The organism is Pectobacterium polonicum (assembly GCF_005497185.1).
GTDB classification, from domain to species: domain Bacteria; phylum Pseudomonadota; class Gammaproteobacteria; order Enterobacterales; family Enterobacteriaceae; genus Pectobacterium; species Pectobacterium polonicum.
This window is the reverse complement of sequence record NZ_RJTN01000004.1, coordinates 103,684-121,979: the sequence shown is the minus strand read 5'-3', so window position 1 is coordinate 121,979 and position 18,296 is coordinate 103,684. Positions and strand designations below refer to the sequence as shown.

Below are 18,296 nucleotides of genomic sequence, written 5' to 3'. Positions count from 1 at the left end.
GCAGGGCAGCATGAGCGTCGCGGTGTAATAGACAGGAGTGTTAAGGACGGATGCAGACAACAGAAATCGATCTGCGGCTTGCTGAAGTGAGCCAGCAGCTAACGATGGTGCTGGTGCCGGGGTTGCGAGATAGCGATGACGAACACTGGCAAAGCCATTGGGAACGGCGTTTTCCGCACTGGCACCGTATACGTCAGCGGGAATGGTATCAGGCCGATCTGGACCGTTGGGTATTGGCGATCCGCCGTGAGATCAGCGCCTGTACACAGCCTGTGATTCTCATCGGTCACAGCTTCGGCGCATTGGCTTCCTGCCATATCGTGCAACAGGGTCAGGAAGGGATCGCCGGTGTCATGCTGGTGGCTCCTGCCGAGCCCCTGCGCTTTGAAATCGACGATCGCATTCAGGCAGCGCCGCTGCCGGTTCCTGCGCTGACATTTGCCAGCCATAACGATCCGTTGATGAGTTTCACTCGCGCCCAATACTGGGCGCAGGCGTGGAACAGTGAGTTAGTTGATGTCGGCGAAGCGGGGCATATTAATGCGGAAGCGGGGTTTGGTCCCTGGGAATATGGCCTGACAAGATTAACTGAGTTTTCGCAAGCGCTCGCTGCTAATCGTTAATCGGCCAGTTTCCATCAAGTAGCCATCCTACATTATTAAGATAGCGCTATATTTTTCTTTAATGCCAGGGCAATGCGTTTATTTGTCTTGGCATCGATTTATTATTAAGACCGATCTTCCTGACCGCTTGAACCATGAATCATCTCTTGAATCTGCTGATAAACTTCGGCCGCAGATAAATTGCTATATGACGTCTTACTCTCAAAATGTAATACCTGTTCGCCACCAGAACTATGAAGTGCGCTCATGAGAGCCAAATCTTCCTGCGTGATGCGCTGTCCTGTAAAGGCATCAAACATTTCAGAATTACCATCTGGGTATTTAACCACGGACACGAGTTTACCGTTGTACAAAGGAATACCGGTCATCGCCAGAGAATATTCAGTGGCAGCTTTCTGCTGTGTCTTAATCTGTTCAGGTGGAGTGACATCTTTCTCTTCAGTAGCACGCTTCTTTTGAGACGACAGCGTGACCTTCGTGCTCTCGTTCGAGCCCGGCATATTTTGCGAGTCGGAATTTGCTGATGTGTCGGTTTTATTCCCCGAGCTGATGGCTGCAACAACCGTTGGGTTAGCGGCTGCGCCAATGGGAGGCATGGTCGCCGGGGTTGTTGAACTCACGATTTGAATATCTGGAATCACCACAGTATAACTCCTTCTTATATCTATTTAATGCTGGTAATGGTTTACCAGTGAGTTACTTCAGTGCGTTAAAACCACATGCGTTAATGCGCCATGTTAAAACTCGTGCCGCCAACATAAGCAAGTTAATTATCTTGCTTGGAAGAGGCATCAATCCAATGAGTATAATTTCCTATTATTCAACACGATGACGTTAACGACATGGTTCAATCAGAACACAGTTAATGTAAAAAAGTATTTATGCCAAACACTATTTATGCAAAATGCAATTGCATTAAAAAACACCCTATCGAAAAGTGTATCGGCTGTTTTTTCTGCTTCATTAATATCCAAAAGGCATAAGATTTAACTTTTTGATTACCAATCGTGCGATTTTATGTGACCAGAACCCTCTATTTTTAAAAAATAGAAAACTATCATGGTGTTAGCATGGATTGGTGATACCGCTTGTTATGTCTGTGCTCTACAAGCGCGAGTGAACGCGATACACTGTTTTCCTTGTTTTTTCCCTGTTAAGAAGTGCCATGCCCAGCATTAAACTCACGGTTAACTATTTGTATCGGCAATCCGATAAAACGCGCGAAGCATCACAGGCGACAGCCCGTATTTTTGTCGGTGATGCGCTTGTCGCCACTGAGGTGGTGAGCGGTATGACGGAAAGTCCCGTCAATAAGTATCTGCATCACTCGGAGCCTGAAGGCCTGCCGGTACGTGTCGAATGGGATTGTCAGGGAACAACAGCCATGACGGTTTCTGAGGTAGAAATCTGTCCCTGCTGCCAGCATGATTAAAGGGATGTGCTACTGGTGCTCGCCGTTTTTGAACAACAGCGCTTTATGATTACACACCCAATAACACGAGTTGCAGAAAAATTAACGCATACGTGGCTTGAGGTATAACGGGTAGACAAGGTGAATAGATGAGAGTAGCGGTATCAACCTTAATAGCCTGTGGACTGTGGACGGCAACATGGGGAGCGCATGCTGGCTGGTATGTCGTGAGCAATTACGAAGGCCATATTGGGCCTTATCCGGTGCATTTTTCATTGCAGAAATACAGTATTGACCAAGATAAGAACCTGTTGGGAAGTTACTTTTACGATAAATACCGAGCACCGATCCCTCTTTATGGTCGACTCTCGGAAACGTCGCTCGAGATCTGCGAAATTCATACGCCTCAGGATTATGATAAATATATCGTTCAGGGCGTTAAGTCTGACATGGATATGACACATTGCCCGTTTAAATTAACGGAAACGGGAGAAGAGCTCCGTGGCGAGTGGTCGAACGGGAAAGCTCGTTATGATGTTAGCTTACGGCGTGTTGCGTCCTTTGACGATAGCGAGCAACCAGCCAAGGTAGAAGGGCTGGTCGATATTCCTTTCTGGGGGCAAACGGAAACCCACAGTTTCGTCGGAGTGTATCAAAACAGCGATACGGGAATGGTTGTTGAGGGGATCAAGGCGATTAACAAGAAGACCGGCAATGTCGATCAGCTTCTTAAACCTGATTTTCAACAATGCCAGTTCGGCTTTTTCATGACCCCGGTTTATATGAATATTGAGAACGGCGAAGATAATCGCAGCATCATGTTGAACTGCTATTCCCACGGCGGAGGGGATATTCTGTTGGAATATCGCTTTGATGCGAAAAATCAGCGTTATGACGTGTTTGGAGAGTAAACGTCCTAATGTGGTAGGGGGCTTGCTGACTATTATATAAGTTCCCTACATTATTTTGCAGCCTAAATATATTCATCTTCATTGTTGGAAATAAAAGATTTTGATTTCCTCTTTTTTCTTGTTAAAAGTGGATCTTCTTACGCTTTCATCATGGATGCATTTTTTGTAGCTATTGATGATATTGGTTTTAAAAAGGTCATTCTTTACTAAAGGAATTAATATGCTTTCAGGAAAGAAAACAAGTCTGGCATTCTCAATATTGTTCGCTACTTTTTCTTCGCATGCGGATACTTTCCCTAAATTAAACCAAACCTTGCCATCTGGAATTGATGCACGGGCGATTGCACCGGTATTTGATTTTGATTCTGATGGTTGCCTTCCCAGCGCCGGAGTAAGCCGTAACGGTGTACAAAACGGTGGGCTTAAGCCATCGGGAAATATAACAGGTGGGTGCCGATGGAGTAACTTTCTTGACTCATCAAATACACTGCACCGATACGCCTGTGTTAACACTGGTGGTTCCCGTTATTGTGGCAGCTTCTACGCGCTCTATTTTTTAAAAGATCAGATACTGAACGGTGTAAATTCAGGCCACCGCCATGATTGGGAACATGTTGCAATCTGGACTAAAAATGGCGTAGTGACGCATGGTAGCTACAGTGCTCATGGTAAATTGACGACCAAAGATGCGGCGAGCATCGATAAACAGGATGGGCATCTGAAATTTGTTTATCACAAAGATGGTGCATTAACCCACGCTTTCCGTTTTTCTAAAACGAATGAACAAGCAGAAAACCCATATAAGAAATTTGTCACGCCAGATATTATCAGTTGGTACTCAATGTACGGCGATGGCATTAATAATCAGGAATTGCGGAACCGATTAAACGCGTTTGACTATGGATCGGCCTCAATTCCTCTTAAAGACAATAATTTCCTGACTAATCTGAATAATGGTCGGCCGGCTGGCTATCCAGAATTTACTGCTGCCAGCCTAACAGCATCAAAATAATCATGATAAGAGAGGTGTGGTCAAACATATCTCTCCTATTTCAGGTAAGTGATTCGGGTGACTGACAAATCTGCCAGAGGCAGATTTGAACGCTGCTTGCAGCGGCCCCTAAGGGGCGAGGCTCATGCCAGTGTGCCGAGTAATGCGTCCAACGCACATACAACTTGAAGTATGACGGGTATAAAACCCCTAATTGTGTTGTCGACCTATCTTGAGCACCCTGTACAGCTGAGCGCTAGCTGATTGTCTGGCTGAGTCAATAGGACGAGACGTTTATAGTCAGGCCATTGCTAAAATAGCTGGCAATAGCCTGAAGCAACATCGGCGTTACTATTCCCCTTCGCTTGGCTCTAAACTTGATATTTGTTCACTCATCGTTGCATTATGGCAACGATAAGCATGAATCTGTTCTTTAATTGAAGGATGATACGCTTCTAACGATTCGATATTGCCGCATTTGTTATTTCTTTCTTTAATCCATTTTTCTTGAGACGCGTGGAATTTACTCTTTATGTCTTCAGGTGCGTCTTCCAATATTCCATATACGTCGGTGAAAAAGAAAAGATATTGTTCTTTTTCATTTTCAAGCGTTTTATCTTGCGCGGTTTTTGTGATTTTTTCGGCGTTTTCACTGAGCCAGGCTACGCCATAAATTGCTCTGGATAGGGCATCATAGGATTTTTTTTCTACTTTTATTTCCTTTTCATGATTGAGAATGCTGAGATCGTAGGCAAATGATGGAATGACAATCTTGTTATCACTTAGCCTATTGTCTCTGCTTTCACCTGTTTTAGTAAAAATGTTATTGCTAATTTTATCCATTTCATCTTTTGTGTACAAAAGATCGTCTTTATTAAGAATAATGTCGATGATCTCCTGACTTACGGGAATTTCAACCCGCAGGCTACATGAGAATGCTTTTCCCCAGCGTGGCTGAGTTGATAATTTAGAATAAATCACGCTCACAGTATCAACAGATTGAGAAGGGTTCTTATAGAACATGGCTTTTGCACGATCGGCAAACGTTTTTTTAACGACTTCCACTGCATTGAGATCGCTGCATTGAAAGTCGTCCTTGGCATATGCTGACGTGCAAGTAAGGATAATTCCAATCATGACATAGTGGAGCGTTTTCATTTCTTGTCCTTGTTTTCAGTCAATCCAAGCTGTACCAGCCTTTCCCTAGTCATTTGTTGTTGGCAGGTATAAATTTTTGTCTTTTCTTCCAGAGAGTGGCTTTGACTTGAGAGGGTTTTTATTGCCCCGCATTTTTTATTTTTATTTTTTATCCACTGCCGTGCATCCTCTTTCATCTGCCCTTTAATATAGTCGGGTAGGTTACTCCAGTAAATATTTAACGCGCTATCAGCCTCAGTGAACTCTATGAGTGCTTTTTTATATTTAAAGCGTGGTGATTGATCTTCCAGCCTTGTTGCATTTTCTTGTAACCAGGCCAGTCCATAAAGTGTGCGCGAGACGGACTCATCATGTGGATACATAATATTGGTTTCTTGCTGATTATCAGCAATATGAACATTGTAATAAACACGGTCTAATGCGATGTATTCATCGCCTTTTTTGTGGGAGTAAAGATTGGAAAGGTAAATGCTTTTTGCTTTAGGATCTCCACTCTCTAGAATAGGATAGTATTTTAAAAAATCTAACACATCGGATGGGATTTTTATCTTGGCTTTGCCAAAGCAGCTTAGGTTATTTTTGGTTTTAAGTTTTGTGATAATGATGTCATATTCAAATTCAATTTTTTTAATTGTCTCTAAAGATACACGGTCGCTGATGGGTTGTGCTTTCTCTTGATCTTCTTTGATTAACGACTGAATGACGAGAGGACTACGACACACAAGATTATTTGCATTAACATAGTGTGATGAAAGTATTATCAATAAGAGAGATTTTATTATGACTTTTATCATTTTCAATTCCATTGAAATCACCTTAGCAGGACATGCAGATTCGTTTATCTGAAGATGAATATACGTTGGCGCTGACCATTTTATAGGTCTCATTTATTTTTTTGAATTGATAGATATAAGCTCCTTCGCCTGCTTCTTGTCTAAGTTCAGATTCCCTTTCGTTAAGTAGATTGATGACAATTCCTTTGAGGCCTGGAGGAGAAACGATGTCCATCTGGATATTAATGATACCTGATGACAGCATATAGTAATTCATGACGAAGACCGATCCTGCATCCGTGTAGGATTTTTCAAAATATTTTTCTGACGGCGGTAGGTTTTTTATTTCTTGTAGAAATGAAATAAAAGCTGATTTTCCATTTGAACCATTGAAGATGAAGCTGGAGTCAGATTCAAGCTTTGGCATTATTTCGTTGTTTTTATAACTGATTTTATCTTTTTTCGCTATGCTTACACCATAGTTAGCTGGAATAAAATAGGAGTTAGTGAGTTCAATAAATTGATTATAGTCTTTTTGTGATAATTTACTCTTTTGCAACACAGTAGTGAAGTTTGTAACAAACGTGGGGAAGTCTTGCGCGTGCGCTCCGATGGAGAGAAAAAGAAAAGGTACAATACCGCTTTTTATATAACTCCGTTTCATAATAAACACACATTCCTTACAAATAGTGAATAAATCCTATTGATATTATAAGGATATTCATAGCTGCAAGTATATATTCTTTGTTATTCAAGCCACTATCGATGCTTTACGGGGACGCCTGCTACGTTTCATGTTCAGTCCTGTCAGAACAATATAGGTACCATTCAAGTGATACTTGATTCGTTGTCAGTATGTTGAATCTTCAGGCATACATATAAATCAAGGAAATAAGGATGAGATTTTTAGGTTTAATGCTGCTCTGTTGCGCTGTTCTTTTCTCGCCATTTTCTCTTTCTGTCGATGTGTATAAAGTTTAAGCAAGACTACTCGGGGAGACCGTATCGACCTTCTATAAAATACGCTTATTACTATTTTCCGATTCGCTACTTATAGCGTATGGACATATTAATTTAGATAAATTAATTCAGGCTGGTGCCACGTGTTGAACTCAAAACACTAACTAAAAGTGTCAACCTGTACTTCAGTACCAACGGCGTCAGCCACTTTTTCTGGACGGTGACCCATCATAGAAAATCTCCCACGGTGATGATCTCTGCATTACCGAACTTACCATGCCAACATTGATACCAACAGAATAACGCGGATACCGGTAAAGCTGAGTAGATTTCAGTAGACGGACTGGTTGTGTCAACTTGATGAATAGTATGGAAAAAATAGACTTTGATGGACGTTCGTAGGTGAGATTATGGTGTCCCCGACTGGAATCGAACCAGTAACTAGCCCTTAGGAGGGGCTTGTTATATCCGTTTAACTACGGAGACATGAAGCGCAGTCATTATACGCATTTTGGCTCTGAGAATAAGCACTTAACTGCGCGTTTGCTCAAAGTGTCGGCAATCAGTGTCTTATAAATGTTCTTTCTTCTCATTTTCATGCAGCTTTTGGCGTGTGGTTCGGTATGAATGACTCATATCGCTACGAATTTGCGCATGGCTGATGAGAGCGAAAATAAAGGTGCCACCGATGATATTTCCCGCTAGCGTGGGTAAGGCAAATGGCCAGATGAACGCCTGCCAGGGGATATGGCCAATAAATACAAGATAGAAAATTTCTGAGGCACCAGCCACGATGTGGGTGAGATGACTGAAAGCAATCATCCAGGTCATGATGATGATAATCCACAGTTTGGCAGAGTAGGCGCGGGGCAGCATCCAGACCATGGTGGCAATAATCCAGCCAGAGACCACAGCATTTGCGAACATTTCCGTTGGTGAGTTCTTCATGACCTTCATGGCGATATCAATTAATGCTTCCCGCGTTTCGCCATCAAAAACCGGCATGTAAGTAAAGGCGAGGGCGGCCAAGGCGGTACCGATCAGATTGCCCGCGAGGACAACCAGCCATAGCCGACCAAGTAGATAGAAATTGCTACGCGTTGGTTTGTGCATGATGGGAAGCACTGCGGTGACGGTATTTTCTGTGAACAACTGCTGGCGAGCCATAATGACAATCACAAAACCGATGGTGTAACCGAAACATTCCAGCAGAAAGCCGCCAGGGACGCCAGCCAGGTGGTTGTGGAGCATGCCGACCGCCATGAATGAGGTTCCCATGGAAATTCCCGCTGCAATCGCCGACCACAATAGCGCTACCGCATCGCGCTCCAGTTCTTTTTGTCCTTCCTGACGAATCTCTTCATGGATTGCGGCAGCGGGTGAGGGTAAATGTTCTTCGTTTATATCGATCGTTTTTCCCTGCGTACTTTCCTCACTTTCTACCTCTACGTCTTTCTCTTTCTCTTTCTCTTGCCGGGTATGTTTGGCTTCTGAAGATGTATTCATAGCAATCCTCTCGATGCTCAAGCCAGTGGGTACTTGGCTAGCGGCGCTGACGCGAGTACCGATAATCCAGATGGTAAGCGTAGTCTTTTTTACAAGGTAGGATGACGCGTTATGCCTCACTGATTTAGGTTGGCAGTGCTATGCTTTGAGCGGAACAACGAACTACTGTGTTGTCGTCCACGCAGGGGAGCGCGTTGTCACGATACCGCGAGTTGTCCTGATAAAAAAAATGGCAACCCTCTGAAAAGGCAGTAATACGTAAGCCAGCGTAGCGATAGATCAATAAAATGTTACACTGTTGGCCGATATCCCGTCCTTATCGTCCAGCTTGATAGGTTGGGCTGATAGTGGGAATACCCATTTTCGGTCGCGGGTATAGCACACTATAAATCAGGGAGAACAGATATGAATTACCGCCTGAGTGGGGTGGTGTTTGCCAGCGTGTTACTGATCGGCTGCGCCAGTTCCGGGGATCGCGCTCAAGAAGGACGTTCTGATCCGCTTGAAGGCTTTAACCGTACCATGTTCAACTTCAATTACGACGTCCTAGATCCTTATCTGGTTCGTCCGGCCGCTGTTGCCTGGCGCGATTATGTGCCGAAGCCAGCGCGCAATGGGCTGGGGAACTTCTTCAGTAACCTGGAAGAGCCAGCGACAATGGTAAACTATTTCATTGAAGGCAAGCCGTATAAAGCGATGATTCACTTTAACCGCTTCTTCCTGAATAGCTTGCTTGGGATGGGCGGTCTGATTGATGTCGCGTCGATGGCTAATCCTAAATTGGCGAAAGAAGAGTCTCGCCGTTTTGGTAGCACATTGGGTAATTATGGCGTGGGCTATGGACCTTATTTGGTCGTGCCGGGCTACGGCAGCGCTACCCTGCGTGAAGATGGCGGTGACGTTGTGGATACGCTGTATCCGATGTTGAGCTATCTGACGTTCTGGATGTCTGCGGGTAAGTGGGCTATCGAGGGACTAGAAACGCGAGCGCAACTGTTGGATTCCGATGGTCTGCTGCGTAACTCTTCCGATCCGTATCTGATGATGCGAGAAGCCTACTTCCAACGGCATGACTTCCTTGCCAGCGATGGGCAAATCACTCCGCAGCAGAATCCGAATGCCGCTGCGATTGAAGACTCGCTCGACGAGATTGATTCAGCGAACTAGCGCAGCATATTTTTGTTCATTTCAAAGGCACCTGCGGGTGCCTTTTGCTTTTATAAAACACTGCTAAACTTATCGTTACCCCACTGATTCTGTGGTTTGTTTCTTAAAAGTTATTACTTTGTTGTTCATTTATTTACTTACTAAAATTTATTTCCTTTCGTCAGATAACAATAATGCAACGTCGTTAACCGCTATTGATGCTCACGGTGGCTGAAATGCATCAGCACGCTGATTTTTTTGTTAGCGAGGTGATTAACAAAAAGGTCATAAGAATGATGCCTTTTACCGATGGTGGCATGGGTCGTGTGTTAATGAATGTGTGAAATTCTATTTACCTGCACTTATAAAAATAGAGATATAAGCATGAAAAAACTACTTGCTATGTTCTTCTGCCTGACCGTGGTGGTTAGCACCCCACTGGCGATGGCTGAAGATGCTAAGACGACAGAGAAGACAACGGATGTGGTACTGATCGGCGGGGGAATTATGAGCTCTACGCTGGGCGTGTATCTACAAGAGCTACAGCCAGATTGGTCTATCGACATGGTTGAGCGTATGGATAACGTGGCGGAAGAGAGCTCCAACGGCTGGAATAATGCCGGTACGGGCCACTCGGCTTTCATGGAGCTAAATTACACGCCGGATAATCCCGACGGCCCAATCAATATCAGCAAAGCGCTGGAAATTACCGAAGCGTTTGAAGTCTCGCGCCAGTTTTGGTCCTATCAGGTGAAAAACGGCGTGCTGAATAATCCGCACTCTTTCATTAACAGTGTGCCGCATATCAGTTTTGTCTGGGGCGACGAAAACACCGCTTTCCTGAAACACCGCTATGATGCGATGCAGCATAGTACGCTGTACCGTGGCATGGAGTTCTCTGACGATCCCAATACGATCAAAGAGTGGGCTCCGTTGGTGATGGAAGGTCGCGATCCTGCTCAAAAAATTGCAGCAACCCGTATGCCTATCGGCACTGACGTGAACTACGGTGAAATCACGCGTCAGTTGGTTGGTGCGATGAAAACCAAGTCCAACTTTGCGCTGCACCTGAATTCAGAAGTGCGTGATATCAAGCGTAATGCAGACAACAGCTGGAGCGTGACTTACGCCGATCTGAAGAACGGCGAAAAAGAGAGCGTGATTAAGGCGAAATTCGTCTTTATCGGTGCGGGTGGGGCGGCACTACAACTGTTGCAGAAAACCGGTATTCCTGAGGCCGATTTGTACGGCGGCTTCCCGGTTGGTGGTGAATTCCTGGTGACAGAAAACCCGGAAATCGTGAAACGCCACATGGCAAAAGTGTACGGCAAAGCCTCTGTGGGGGCGCCACCGATGTCCGTTCCTCATCTGGATACGCGTATTTTTGACGGCAAGCCAGTCCTGTTGTTTGGGCCATTTGCCACTTTTTCCAGTAAATTCCTGAAAAATGGTTCGCTGTGGGATCTGATCGGTTCCGTGACCTTCTCCAACGTCATGCCGATGACGCACGTTGGTCTGGATAACTTCGATCTGGTGAAATATTTGGTCGGTCAGGTCATGATGGATGATGACGATCGCTTCGCTTCATTACAGGAATACTTCCCGAACGCGAAGAAAGAGGATTGGAGACTGGTGATTGCAGGCCAGCGCGTTCAGGTTATCAAGAAAGATGATGAGAAAGGCGGCGTGCTGAAGTTGGGTACTGAGATCGTCAGCTCGCAGGATGGCTCGATTGCCGCTCTGCTGGGGGCATCTCCGGGCGCATCAACCGCAGCACCGATTATGCTGAGCCTGCTGCAAAAAGTGTTTAAAGATAAAGTGGCAACGCCAGAATGGCAAAGCAAACTGAAAGAGATTGTTCCGTCTTATGGTCAGAAACTGGACGGTAATATTGAAATGACCAATAAAATCCGTAGCTACACCAGCAGCACGCTGGATCTGGATTATATTGAGGTTAAGCCTGAGTAATTGGTACTAATCGGAATAACGACATAAGTAAGGCCGCGAAAGCGGCCTTTTCTATCGTGTTTCTACGGTACAGCAGGCAATAAAAAAGCAGGTAAGTTGCCTTACCTGCTTTGTCACGTTCTGAGTGAGGAGAATTAGAACGTGTAGTTAAAGTTTGCGCCGTACAGCCAGGCAGAACCTTTAGAGGTGAAATCATAGTGCACTGCACTGAAGGCACCTGGGGCAGCTTCTGCGACGCTGACACTTTTACCACGCATGTAGGAAACGCCTACATCCACAGACATATCTTTATTAAAGGCATAGGTCGTCCCTGCACTTAACCAGAAACGATCCTGATCGGGGATGGAGATAGAACGTTTGTCAGCCGGTACCGGGCTGTCATCAAACGCGATACCGCCACGGAACGTCCAGTTATCGTCATGATAATAGGTGGTACCGAGTGCAATACGGTAAACATCGTGGAAGCTTTCATCTTTCTGGAACAAGGTTTGACCACTGTTACTGGTTGCTCTCAGCTCTTGGAACTGACTCCAACTGGTATAGGCCAGACTGTAATGAACCGCCCATTTTGGTGCCACGCGATGGTAGGCAGAGGCTTCCCACATTTCCGGCAGGTTTAGCGTCAGCTTACCAGGGATTGTCGCGCCATTGAGGGCACCAGGTCCTGCGGGCAATTGGTTACTGTAGTCACCGTTAAAATCAATGTCGACCTTGGAACGATAAGTCAGGCCGAAACGGTTATTTTCATCGACTTCATACAGGATACCGGCGTTCCAGCCGTAGCCCCACTCTTTGCCTTCCAAACGTGCAATTTCTGTGGTGCGTGGCAGTGCCGGGCTGAGATCGCCGAGATGACGCACAATTTTTGCATCAGCATAAACGGCGTTAACGCCCAGGCCGAAGCTGAAATGCTGGTTCAGACGGTAGGCAGCGCTTAGGTTCAGGTTTGATGTCACCAGATCGGTTTTCCCACCAATGGAACCCGCGGCATAGCTATCATTGAACTCTGTTGCTAAGCCATAATTAGTGGTGGCGGAAGCACCAATCGCCCACTGTTCATTAAGCGGCATGATGAAATGCAGGTTCGGTACCCAGGCATGCGGCGCTATATTTTTGGCGCTGGCATCATTGCCTGTCACTCGGTTAGAGCCTGAAACATCAATATCTGGGTTGATATAGGTAACACCACCAGAGAAGGACGGGCGGTCAAACATGGTCATGGTCGCCGGGTTACGACTGCCAGAGGCCGCGTTGTCGGCTACGGCACCTTCACCAGAAAACGCGCGTCCCAGACCCGATGATGAGTATTCATTAAGCTGGAAACCAGCCGCGGACACATTTGCTGAAAACAGGGCCACCGCAACAGCAATTGTGGATTGTTTGAACAGGTTTTTCTGGCTCATGACCAAAACCTCTTTATATGCTTGTTATTTAACGTTGTTACACGGGGTAACAAGGGACGCGCATTGTAGGGGGCGCTCTCAGCCTGACAAATCAGACCAGTTGCCAAAGTATAAGTTGGGAATACGATAATGTTGCGCTTGTGTATTAAAAATATTTCCAAAATGATGCAAAATTTAGATCTGCTTAACGTTTTGGTTAATTTTTGTGAGGAACTATTACTCGGTTTTTACTGCCTAATAACACCTTAATGTGACTGATATCACTAAAATTACGGGCAGCCATGAAGTACTGGTACTGCTTTAGGATGAGGGAGTAAAATATAAGGAAGATAGAAATATTTGAACTGGATCAAATCTCCCCGCGTCTTAGTTTTAAGAGGAAAGCATCATGACGAACGTAATCAATAAATGCAGTGCTGAAGAAACCGCAGCCTGCTGCTGTGTCGATGTCGGCACAATCATGGATAATACAGATTGCACGGCGTCTTACAGCAAAGTGTTCAGCGATCGTTCTGATGCGGAGGCGACGCTCGCCGCTCTGACGGCAAAAGCGCGTGCGGTGGAGTCTGAACCTTGCGACATCGCCAGCACGCTGGAGGATGTAGACGGTGGTGTTAAATTGGACATCGATTTTACATTCAGCTGCCAGGCTGAAACGATGATTTTCCAGCTCGGCCTGCGTTAAGCCTGTTCCCCGCAGGAGCCTTGATTGGCTCCTGTCCTTTCTACGTATTGCGCTACGTTTAATGCATTCCTCTTCAACTCTCACGGTTTTCACTCCTGCTTATTACTGATAATGCAAAAGGTTATAACGCAGACGGTCACACTTTTATGTTGCGCGGCTTTGCGTAATGTAACTATCTGGTTAACAATGAAATCAGGTCTGACCTGTTGTGCGCGTACTTTATTTTTGGTTAACGGGAGTATTTTCGGTTAACAGGAGCGTTTATGAGCGAGGTATTACCTCTGATAACCCGCCGTGGCGATCGCATTGCGTTCGTGAGCGGATTACGCACCCCATTTGCCCGGCAGGCAACGGCCTACCATGGTGTGCCTGCCATTGAATTAGGCAAACTGGTCACCAGTGAACTTCTTGTTCGCACTGGTATCGATCCTGAGTTGATCGAGCTATTGGTGTTCGGGCAGGTGGTTCAAATGCCTGAAGCACCGAATATCGCCAGAGAGATTGTGCTCGGTACGGGCATGAGCGTGCATACTGATGCGTATAGCGTTTCACGCGCCTGCGCGACCAGCTTTCAGGCCGTCGCCAATGTAGCGGAAAGTATTATGGCAGGCACGGTGGAAGTCGGTATTGCCGGAGGGGCGGACTCCTCTTCCGTGCTGCCCATTGGTGTCAGTAAAGCGCTGGCTAGAACGCTGGTGGATATGAACAAGGCTCGAACGCTGGGCCAGAAGTTGACATTGTTAAGCGGCCTGCGTCCAAAAGACCTGCTCCCGGTAGCACCCGCCGTGGCGGAGTATTCCACCGGGTTGCGCATGGGCGATACCGCCGAACAGATGGCAAAAACTTACGGCATCACGCGTGAAGAACAGGATGAACTGGCGCACCGTTCGCACCGGCTGGCGGCACAGGCCTGGGAATCCGGCGTGCTGCGGGATGAGGTCATGACGGCGTACGTCCCGCCTTATGAGAAGGCGCTGAGTGAAGATAACAACGTGCGCCATGATTCCGCCTTAGAGCAGTATTCTCGCTTACGTCCGGCGTTCGATCGCCGACACGGTACGGTGACGGCGGCAAACAGCACGCCGCTAACGGATGGGGCGGCAGCGGTCTTGATGATGAGTGAATCCAAGGCCAAAAATCTGGGGCTTACGCCGCTAGGCTATCTGCGCAGCTATGCATTCAGTGCCATCGGCGTGCAGCGCGATATGTTGTTAGGGCCGGCTTATGCTTCTCCACTTGCGCTGGCAAGGGCGGGTGTGGCGTTGGCCGATCTGACGTTAATTGATATGCACGAAGCCTTTGCCGCCCAGACGCTGGCAAATCTGAAGCTGTTTGCCAGCGATGAGTTTGCTCGTAATCAATTGGGCAGAAACGCTGCGCTGGGCGAGGTGGACCGTGCCAAATTCAACGTGCTGGGTGGCTCGATTGCCTATGGTCATCCTTTTGCTGCCACTGGTGCGAGGATGATTACCCAAACGCTGAATGAACTGCGTCGTCGCGGTGGCGGACTGGGCTTAACCACCGCCTGCGCAGCGGGTGGGCTGGGCGCGGCAATGGTACTGGAGGTGACGCCATGAACGATCAACAGCCTTTCCTCGCGGCAACGGAAAGCCCGTCTGCTTTTTCCCTCACCATTAGGCCAGACAACATCGGCGTGATTAGTATTGACGTCCCCGGCGAGAAGGTGAACACGTTAAAGCGCGAATTTGCGCAGCAGATTCTCTCCGTTTTCGAGCTGGCGCGGCAGCACGCGACGCTCAGAGGACTCATTTTTATTTCTGCCAAGCCTGATTCGTTTATTGCTGGCGCAGATATCACCATGTTGAACCAGTGTGGCAGCGCCGAACAGGCAGAAAGTCTGGCGAAACAAGGGCAGGAAACATTTGACCTCGTTGCTGCACTGCCTTTCCCCGTGGTGGCCGCGATCCACGGCGCCTGTTTGGGCGGCGGGTTAGAGCTGGCATTAGCCTGCGACTATCGCGTTTGCTCGCAGGATGAAAAGACGGTGCTAGGGCTACCTGAAGTACAACTTGGCCTCCTTCCCGGCTCGGGTGGAACGCAGCGTTTGCCACGCTTGATTGGTCTGGATAGCGCATTGGATCTCATTCTGACAGGCCGCCATCTCCGGGCGAGTCAAGCATTACGCCAGGGGCTGGTGGATGAGGCTGTCCCACACGATATTCTGCTGGATACGGCAGTCGAGATTCTCAAAAAAGGCAAAAGGAAGGCAGTGCCGTTGGGCTGGCGTTCGCATCTGCTGAGCAGTCCGGGTATTCGCCATTTGCTTTTCAAGATGGTGAAACGTAAGACGCGCGCGAAAACACACGGCAACTATCCGGCCACCGAAAAGATTATTCAGGTGGTGCGCCGGGGAATAGAAAAAGGCCGTGAAGAAGGATATCGGCAGGAGGCACGAGCGTTCGGCAAGCTGGTGATGACGCCGGAATCTGCTGCACTACGCCATTTATTCTTTGCCTCGAATGCGTTAAAGAAAACCTCCGGCTCAGCCTCTGAGGCGAAGCCGATCCATCGCGTCGGCATTCTCGGCGGCGGGTTGATGGGGGGAGGGATCGCTAGCGTTACGGCAACGCGCGGACAATTGCCGGTGCGCATTAAAGATATCAATGAGCAGGGTATTAACCATGCGCTGAAGTACAACTGGCAATTGTTGACCAAGCGCGTTCAGAGTAAGCGGATGAAGCCAACGGAGCGCCAGCGTTTGATGACGCTGATTTCCGGTAGTACGGACTATCGTGGTTTTGAACATGCGGATATTGTCATTGAAGCGGTCTTTGAAGATCTGGCGCTGAAGCGGCAAATGGTGGCGGAGATTGAAGATCATGCTGCGCCCCATACTATTTTTGCATCAAATACCTCATCGTTGCCGATCCATCAGATCGCGGAGGGGGCGCGTCGCCCGCAGCAGGTCGTTGGCCTGCACTATTTTAGCCCGGTGGACAAAATGCCGTTGGTTGAGGTTATTCCGCACGCACACACCAGCGCAGAGACGGTAGCGACGACGGTTGCTCTGGCGAGAAAACAGGGGAAAATTGCAATCGTCGTGAGCGATAGCGCGGGCTTTTATGTGAATCGCATATTAGCGCCTTACATCAATGAGGCGGCTTATTGCCTGCTGGAAGGGGAACCTGTTGAATCGATTGACTACGCGCTGGTGCGTTTTGGTTTCCCCGTTGGCCCGCTTGCGCTGCTTGATGAAGTCGGTATTGATGTCGCAACCAAAATCGTACCGGTGCTGAGTGAAGAACTCGGCGATCGCTTTACCTCTCCGCCCGCGTTTGATGCGATCCTGAAAGATGGGCGCAAAGGGCGTAAAAATGGAAAAGGGTTCTATCGGTACAGTAAAACACGCCGTTTCTGGCACACGAAAGAGGTTGATAGTTCGGTTTATCCACTGCTGGATGTGACACCGAAGGCGCATATCGATCCGGCGTTAATTAGCCAGCGTGCCGTGATGATGATGTTGAATGAGGCGGCGCGTTGTCTGGATGAAGGCGTGATTCAATGCGCTCGTGACGGCGATATCGGTGCGGTATTTGGCATTGGTTTCCCCCCTTTCCTTGGCGGCCCATTCCACTATATGGATCGTCTGGGGATGGAAACGGTCGTGAAAACGCTGCGGGTACTGCAACAACAGTATGGCGATCGGTTCGCACCCTGTGAACGTTTACTCACGATGCGGGAAGGCCAGCGGACGTTCTATCCGCCGGCCGATGAGGAGCATAGCGTTAGTTGATCGTGACGTTAATCGTGACGGTGTCTTTATACGCCCCCTCCGGCTTACTGGCCTGGCTGGCGTTAATGCGGGCGGTGTACGGGATACTCTGCGTAATCCCCGTGCCTGTCCCGCTATAATCGTTAGTCTCGGTCCAGGCGATGTTTCCAGTACGATAGAGCTGATATTGCAAATAGTAAGGCGTGCCGCCGACGGTGGCCGTCATTCTACGCCAGTTGGCATCATCGGGGTGGGTGCTGACGAGCTTGACGGTATAGGCTCCCAGCAGCGTACAGCGCACCCCAAGGCTACTGTTGACCGCCGCGAAATCGGCGGGAAACGCCGCAATACCAAAACTGACATTCGGCGCACTGGTGATCTGGCAATCATTGGTGATGTTCATGGTGATATTGAGGGTTGAGGTTGTTGATCCCCTATCATAAATACAGGCTATCAGAATCCCCAGAGAACAAATGCTGTAATCCCACAGAATGGTTACCGTATCAGTATAAGTCCCTGCGGCGATATTGTTGCCAATGCTGGTGCGGATATAAATTGGCATGGTGCCATCCGATGAATTGAACAAACCGAGTATGCCCAGGACAGTGGTTTGACTCCAGGAATTGCTTGAGCCGATGTTATAGGGTGCACTGCATCCTGAATCCATACACAGGTTATAAGGAATATAGTCTGAGCTTGTCCCCCGACGCATCCGCATGGTGGTGCCGCTGGGGTTGCTATCACTCTGTATCGTGGCCTTAATGGTATTGGTCGTTCCCACACTTAATATCCCACCTGCGCAGCGGAACCCACTCCCCGATGCTACGATCTGTGGCGTACCGTCAGCGCCAACCACCGAAGAACCATACGGCCCCAGCGTGGTGGAACTCGGTGGCGTCGTGCAGGCGGCGTAGCTAACCGGCGCGTAATACAGTGCCGTCAGCAGAAAAGCCAGACGTAGCCAACGGGCGGATCGCCGATTGGTGGCGAAGAGGTGCTGGATCTGCGGTATCGGGGTCAGCATCGTT

16 protein-coding genes and 1 tRNA gene are annotated in these 18,296 nt (G+C 47.8%); 9 read left to right on the top strand and 8 right to left on the bottom strand.

Annotation, left to right across the window (positions count from 1 at the left end; translation table 11 throughout):
- Positions 1 to 50 precede the first annotated feature (50 nt).
- Positions 51 to 623: an alpha/beta hydrolase gene (locus EDI29_RS06710; RefSeq protein ID WP_137740260.1), complete on the top strand. Its 573-nt coding sequence runs from the start codon at positions 51 to 53 to the stop codon at positions 621 to 623.
- A 104-nt stretch (positions 624 to 727) separates the two neighbouring features.
- Here EDI29_RS06710 and EDI29_RS06705 read toward each other — a convergent pair whose 3' ends face one another.
- Positions 728 to 1,267, bottom strand: coding sequence for a hypothetical protein (locus EDI29_RS06705; RefSeq protein WP_137740259.1), 540 nt, complete (start codon positions 1,265 to 1,267; stop codon positions 728 to 730).
- Between the two features lie 521 nt (positions 1,268 to 1,788).
- Between EDI29_RS06705 and EDI29_RS06700 the strand changes: the two genes are divergently transcribed.
- The 3 genes from EDI29_RS06700 (at position 1,789) to EDI29_RS06690 (ending at position 3,957) form a co-directional block, all read left to right on the top strand.
- The gene (locus EDI29_RS06700; RefSeq protein WP_137740258.1) at positions 1,789 to 2,055 is read left to right on the top strand and encodes a hypothetical protein; all 267 of its coding nucleotides are present in this window, start codon (positions 1,789 to 1,791) and stop codon (positions 2,053 to 2,055) included.
- A gap of 128 nt (positions 2,056 to 2,183) precedes the next feature.
- On the top strand, positions 2,184 to 2,945 hold the full coding sequence (locus tag EDI29_RS06695; protein ID WP_167494485.1) for a hypothetical protein: 762 nt from the start codon (positions 2,184 to 2,186) through the stop codon (positions 2,943 to 2,945).
- Between the two features lie 220 nt (positions 2,946 to 3,165).
- Positions 3,166 to 3,957 (top strand): NPP1 family protein, encoded by a 792-nt coding sequence (locus EDI29_RS06690; protein ID WP_137740257.1) that lies wholly within the window; start codon positions 3,166 to 3,168, stop codon positions 3,955 to 3,957.
- Between the two features lie 330 nt (positions 3,958 to 4,287).
- Here the strand turns inward: EDI29_RS06690 and EDI29_RS06685 are convergent, their stop codons facing one another.
- The 5 genes from EDI29_RS06685 to EDI29_RS06665 all read right to left on the bottom strand — a co-directional run bounded on the left by EDI29_RS06685 (position 4,288) and on the right by EDI29_RS06665 (position 8,333).
- Positions 4,288 to 5,094 (bottom strand): hypothetical protein, encoded by an 807-nt coding sequence (locus tag EDI29_RS06685; protein ID WP_137740256.1) that lies wholly within the window; start codon positions 5,092 to 5,094, stop codon positions 4,288 to 4,290.
- Positions 5,091 to 5,900, bottom strand: coding sequence for a lysozyme inhibitor LprI family protein (locus EDI29_RS06680; protein WP_241664897.1), 810 nt, complete (start codon positions 5,898 to 5,900; stop codon positions 5,091 to 5,093). Before EDI29_RS06680 ends, EDI29_RS06685 begins: the two co-directional genes overlap by 4 nt.
- Positions 5,901 to 5,910: 10 nt before the next feature.
- Positions 5,911 to 6,531, bottom strand: coding sequence for a hypothetical protein (locus tag EDI29_RS06675; RefSeq protein WP_137740255.1), 621 nt, complete (start codon positions 6,529 to 6,531; stop codon positions 5,911 to 5,913).
- A gap of 707 nt (positions 6,532 to 7,238) precedes the next feature.
- A tRNA-Arg gene (locus tag EDI29_RS06670) sits at positions 7,239 to 7,313 on the bottom strand.
- Positions 7,314 to 7,397: 84 nt separating this feature from the next.
- On the bottom strand, positions 7,398 to 8,333 hold the full coding sequence (locus tag EDI29_RS06665; protein ID WP_137740254.1) for a formate/nitrite transporter family protein: 936 nt from the start codon (positions 8,331 to 8,333) through the stop codon (positions 7,398 to 7,400).
- 405 nt (positions 8,334 to 8,738) lie between these two features.
- On the opposite strand from EDI29_RS06665, the gene mlaA reads away from it, so the two are divergent.
- The gene (gene mlaA, locus EDI29_RS06660; protein ID WP_107169694.1) at positions 8,739 to 9,500 is read left to right on the top strand and encodes a phospholipid-binding lipoprotein MlaA; all 762 of its coding nucleotides are present in this window, start codon (positions 8,739 to 8,741) and stop codon (positions 9,498 to 9,500) included.
- Positions 9,501 to 9,863: 363 nt separating this feature from the next.
- Complete coding sequence (gene mqo / locus EDI29_RS06655; RefSeq protein WP_137740253.1) at positions 9,864 to 11,447, top strand: malate dehydrogenase (quinone); 1,584 nt, start codon at positions 9,864 to 9,866, stop codon at positions 11,445 to 11,447.
- Positions 11,448 to 11,581: 134 nt separating this feature from the next.
- On the opposite strand, the gene fadL is transcribed toward mqo, so the two are convergent.
- Positions 11,582 to 12,850 (bottom strand): long-chain fatty acid transporter FadL, encoded by a 1,269-nt coding sequence (gene fadL / locus EDI29_RS06650; protein ID WP_137740252.1) that lies wholly within the window; start codon positions 12,848 to 12,850, stop codon positions 11,582 to 11,584.
- Positions 12,851 to 13,238: 388 nt separating this feature from the next.
- Here fadL and EDI29_RS06645 point away from each other — a divergent pair, with 388 nt between their 5' ends.
- The 3 genes from EDI29_RS06645 to fadJ all read left to right on the top strand — a co-directional run bounded on the left by EDI29_RS06645 (position 13,239) and on the right by fadJ (position 17,289).
- Complete coding sequence (locus tag EDI29_RS06645) at positions 13,239 to 13,535, top strand: YfcZ/YiiS family protein (protein ID WP_137740251.1); 297 nt, start codon at positions 13,239 to 13,241, stop codon at positions 13,533 to 13,535.
- 263 nt (positions 13,536 to 13,798) lie between these two features.
- Positions 13,799 to 15,112: an acetyl-CoA C-acyltransferase FadI gene (gene fadI, locus EDI29_RS06640; RefSeq protein ID WP_137740250.1), complete on the top strand. Its 1,314-nt coding sequence runs from the start codon at positions 13,799 to 13,801 to the stop codon at positions 15,110 to 15,112.
- Positions 15,109 to 17,289 (top strand): fatty acid oxidation complex subunit alpha FadJ, encoded by a 2,181-nt coding sequence (fadJ, locus tag EDI29_RS06635; protein ID WP_137740249.1) that lies wholly within the window; start codon positions 15,109 to 15,111, stop codon positions 17,287 to 17,289. The genes fadI and fadJ overlap by 4 nt, the downstream gene beginning before the upstream one ends.
- Here the strand turns inward: fadJ and EDI29_RS06630 are convergent.
- Positions 17,282 to 18,292, bottom strand: a complete 1,011-nt coding sequence (locus tag EDI29_RS06630) for a Csu type fimbrial protein (protein ID WP_137740248.1) — start codon at positions 18,290 to 18,292, stop codon at positions 17,282 to 17,284. The genes fadJ and EDI29_RS06630 overlap by 8 nt on opposite strands.
- Positions 18,293 to 18,296 lie beyond the last annotated feature (4 nt).

What these genes read in the sequence shown, in the direction of transcription:
- EDI29_RS06710 (WP_137740260.1), top strand. Translation starts at nt 51, where the DNA reads ATGCAGACAACAGAAATCGATCTGCGGCTTGCTGAAGTGAGCCAGCAG.
- EDI29_RS06700 (WP_137740258.1), top strand. Translation starts at nt 1,789, where the DNA reads ATGCCCAGCATTAAACTCACGGTTAACTATTTGTATCGGCAATCCGAT.
- EDI29_RS06695 (WP_167494485.1), top strand. Translation starts at nt 2,184, where the DNA reads ATGAGAGTAGCGGTATCAACCTTAATAGCCTGTGGACTGTGGACGGCA.
- EDI29_RS06690 (WP_137740257.1), top strand. Translation starts at nt 3,166, where the DNA reads ATGCTTTCAGGAAAGAAAACAAGTCTGGCATTCTCAATATTGTTCGCT.
- EDI29_RS06685 (WP_137740256.1), bottom strand. Translation starts at nt 5,094, where the DNA reads ATGAAAACGCTCCACTATGTCATGATTGGAATTATCCTTACTTGCACG.
- EDI29_RS06680 (WP_241664897.1), bottom strand. Translation starts at nt 5,900, where the DNA reads ATGGAATTGAAAATGATAAAAGTCATAATAAAATCTCTCTTATTGATA.
- EDI29_RS06675 (WP_137740255.1), bottom strand. Translation starts at nt 6,531, where the DNA reads ATGAAACGGAGTTATATAAAAAGCGGTATTGTACCTTTTCTTTTTCTC.
- EDI29_RS06665 (WP_137740254.1), bottom strand. Translation starts at nt 8,333, where the DNA reads ATGAATACATCTTCAGAAGCCAAACATACCCGGCAAGAGAAAGAGAAA.
- mlaA (WP_107169694.1), top strand. Translation starts at nt 8,739, where the DNA reads ATGAATTACCGCCTGAGTGGGGTGGTGTTTGCCAGCGTGTTACTGATC.
- mqo (WP_137740253.1), top strand. Translation starts at nt 9,864, where the DNA reads ATGAAAAAACTACTTGCTATGTTCTTCTGCCTGACCGTGGTGGTTAGC.
- fadL (WP_137740252.1), bottom strand. Translation starts at nt 12,850, where the DNA reads ATGAGCCAGAAAAACCTGTTCAAACAATCCACAATTGCTGTTGCGGTG.
- EDI29_RS06645 (WP_137740251.1), top strand. Translation starts at nt 13,239, where the DNA reads ATGACGAACGTAATCAATAAATGCAGTGCTGAAGAAACCGCAGCCTGC.
- fadI (WP_137740250.1), top strand. Translation starts at nt 13,799, where the DNA reads ATGAGCGAGGTATTACCTCTGATAACCCGCCGTGGCGATCGCATTGCG.
- fadJ (WP_137740249.1), top strand. Translation starts at nt 15,109, where the DNA reads ATGAACGATCAACAGCCTTTCCTCGCGGCAACGGAAAGCCCGTCTGCT.
- EDI29_RS06630 (WP_137740248.1), bottom strand. Translation starts at nt 18,292, where the DNA reads ATGCTGACCCCGATACCGCAGATCCAGCACCTCTTCGCCACCAATCGG.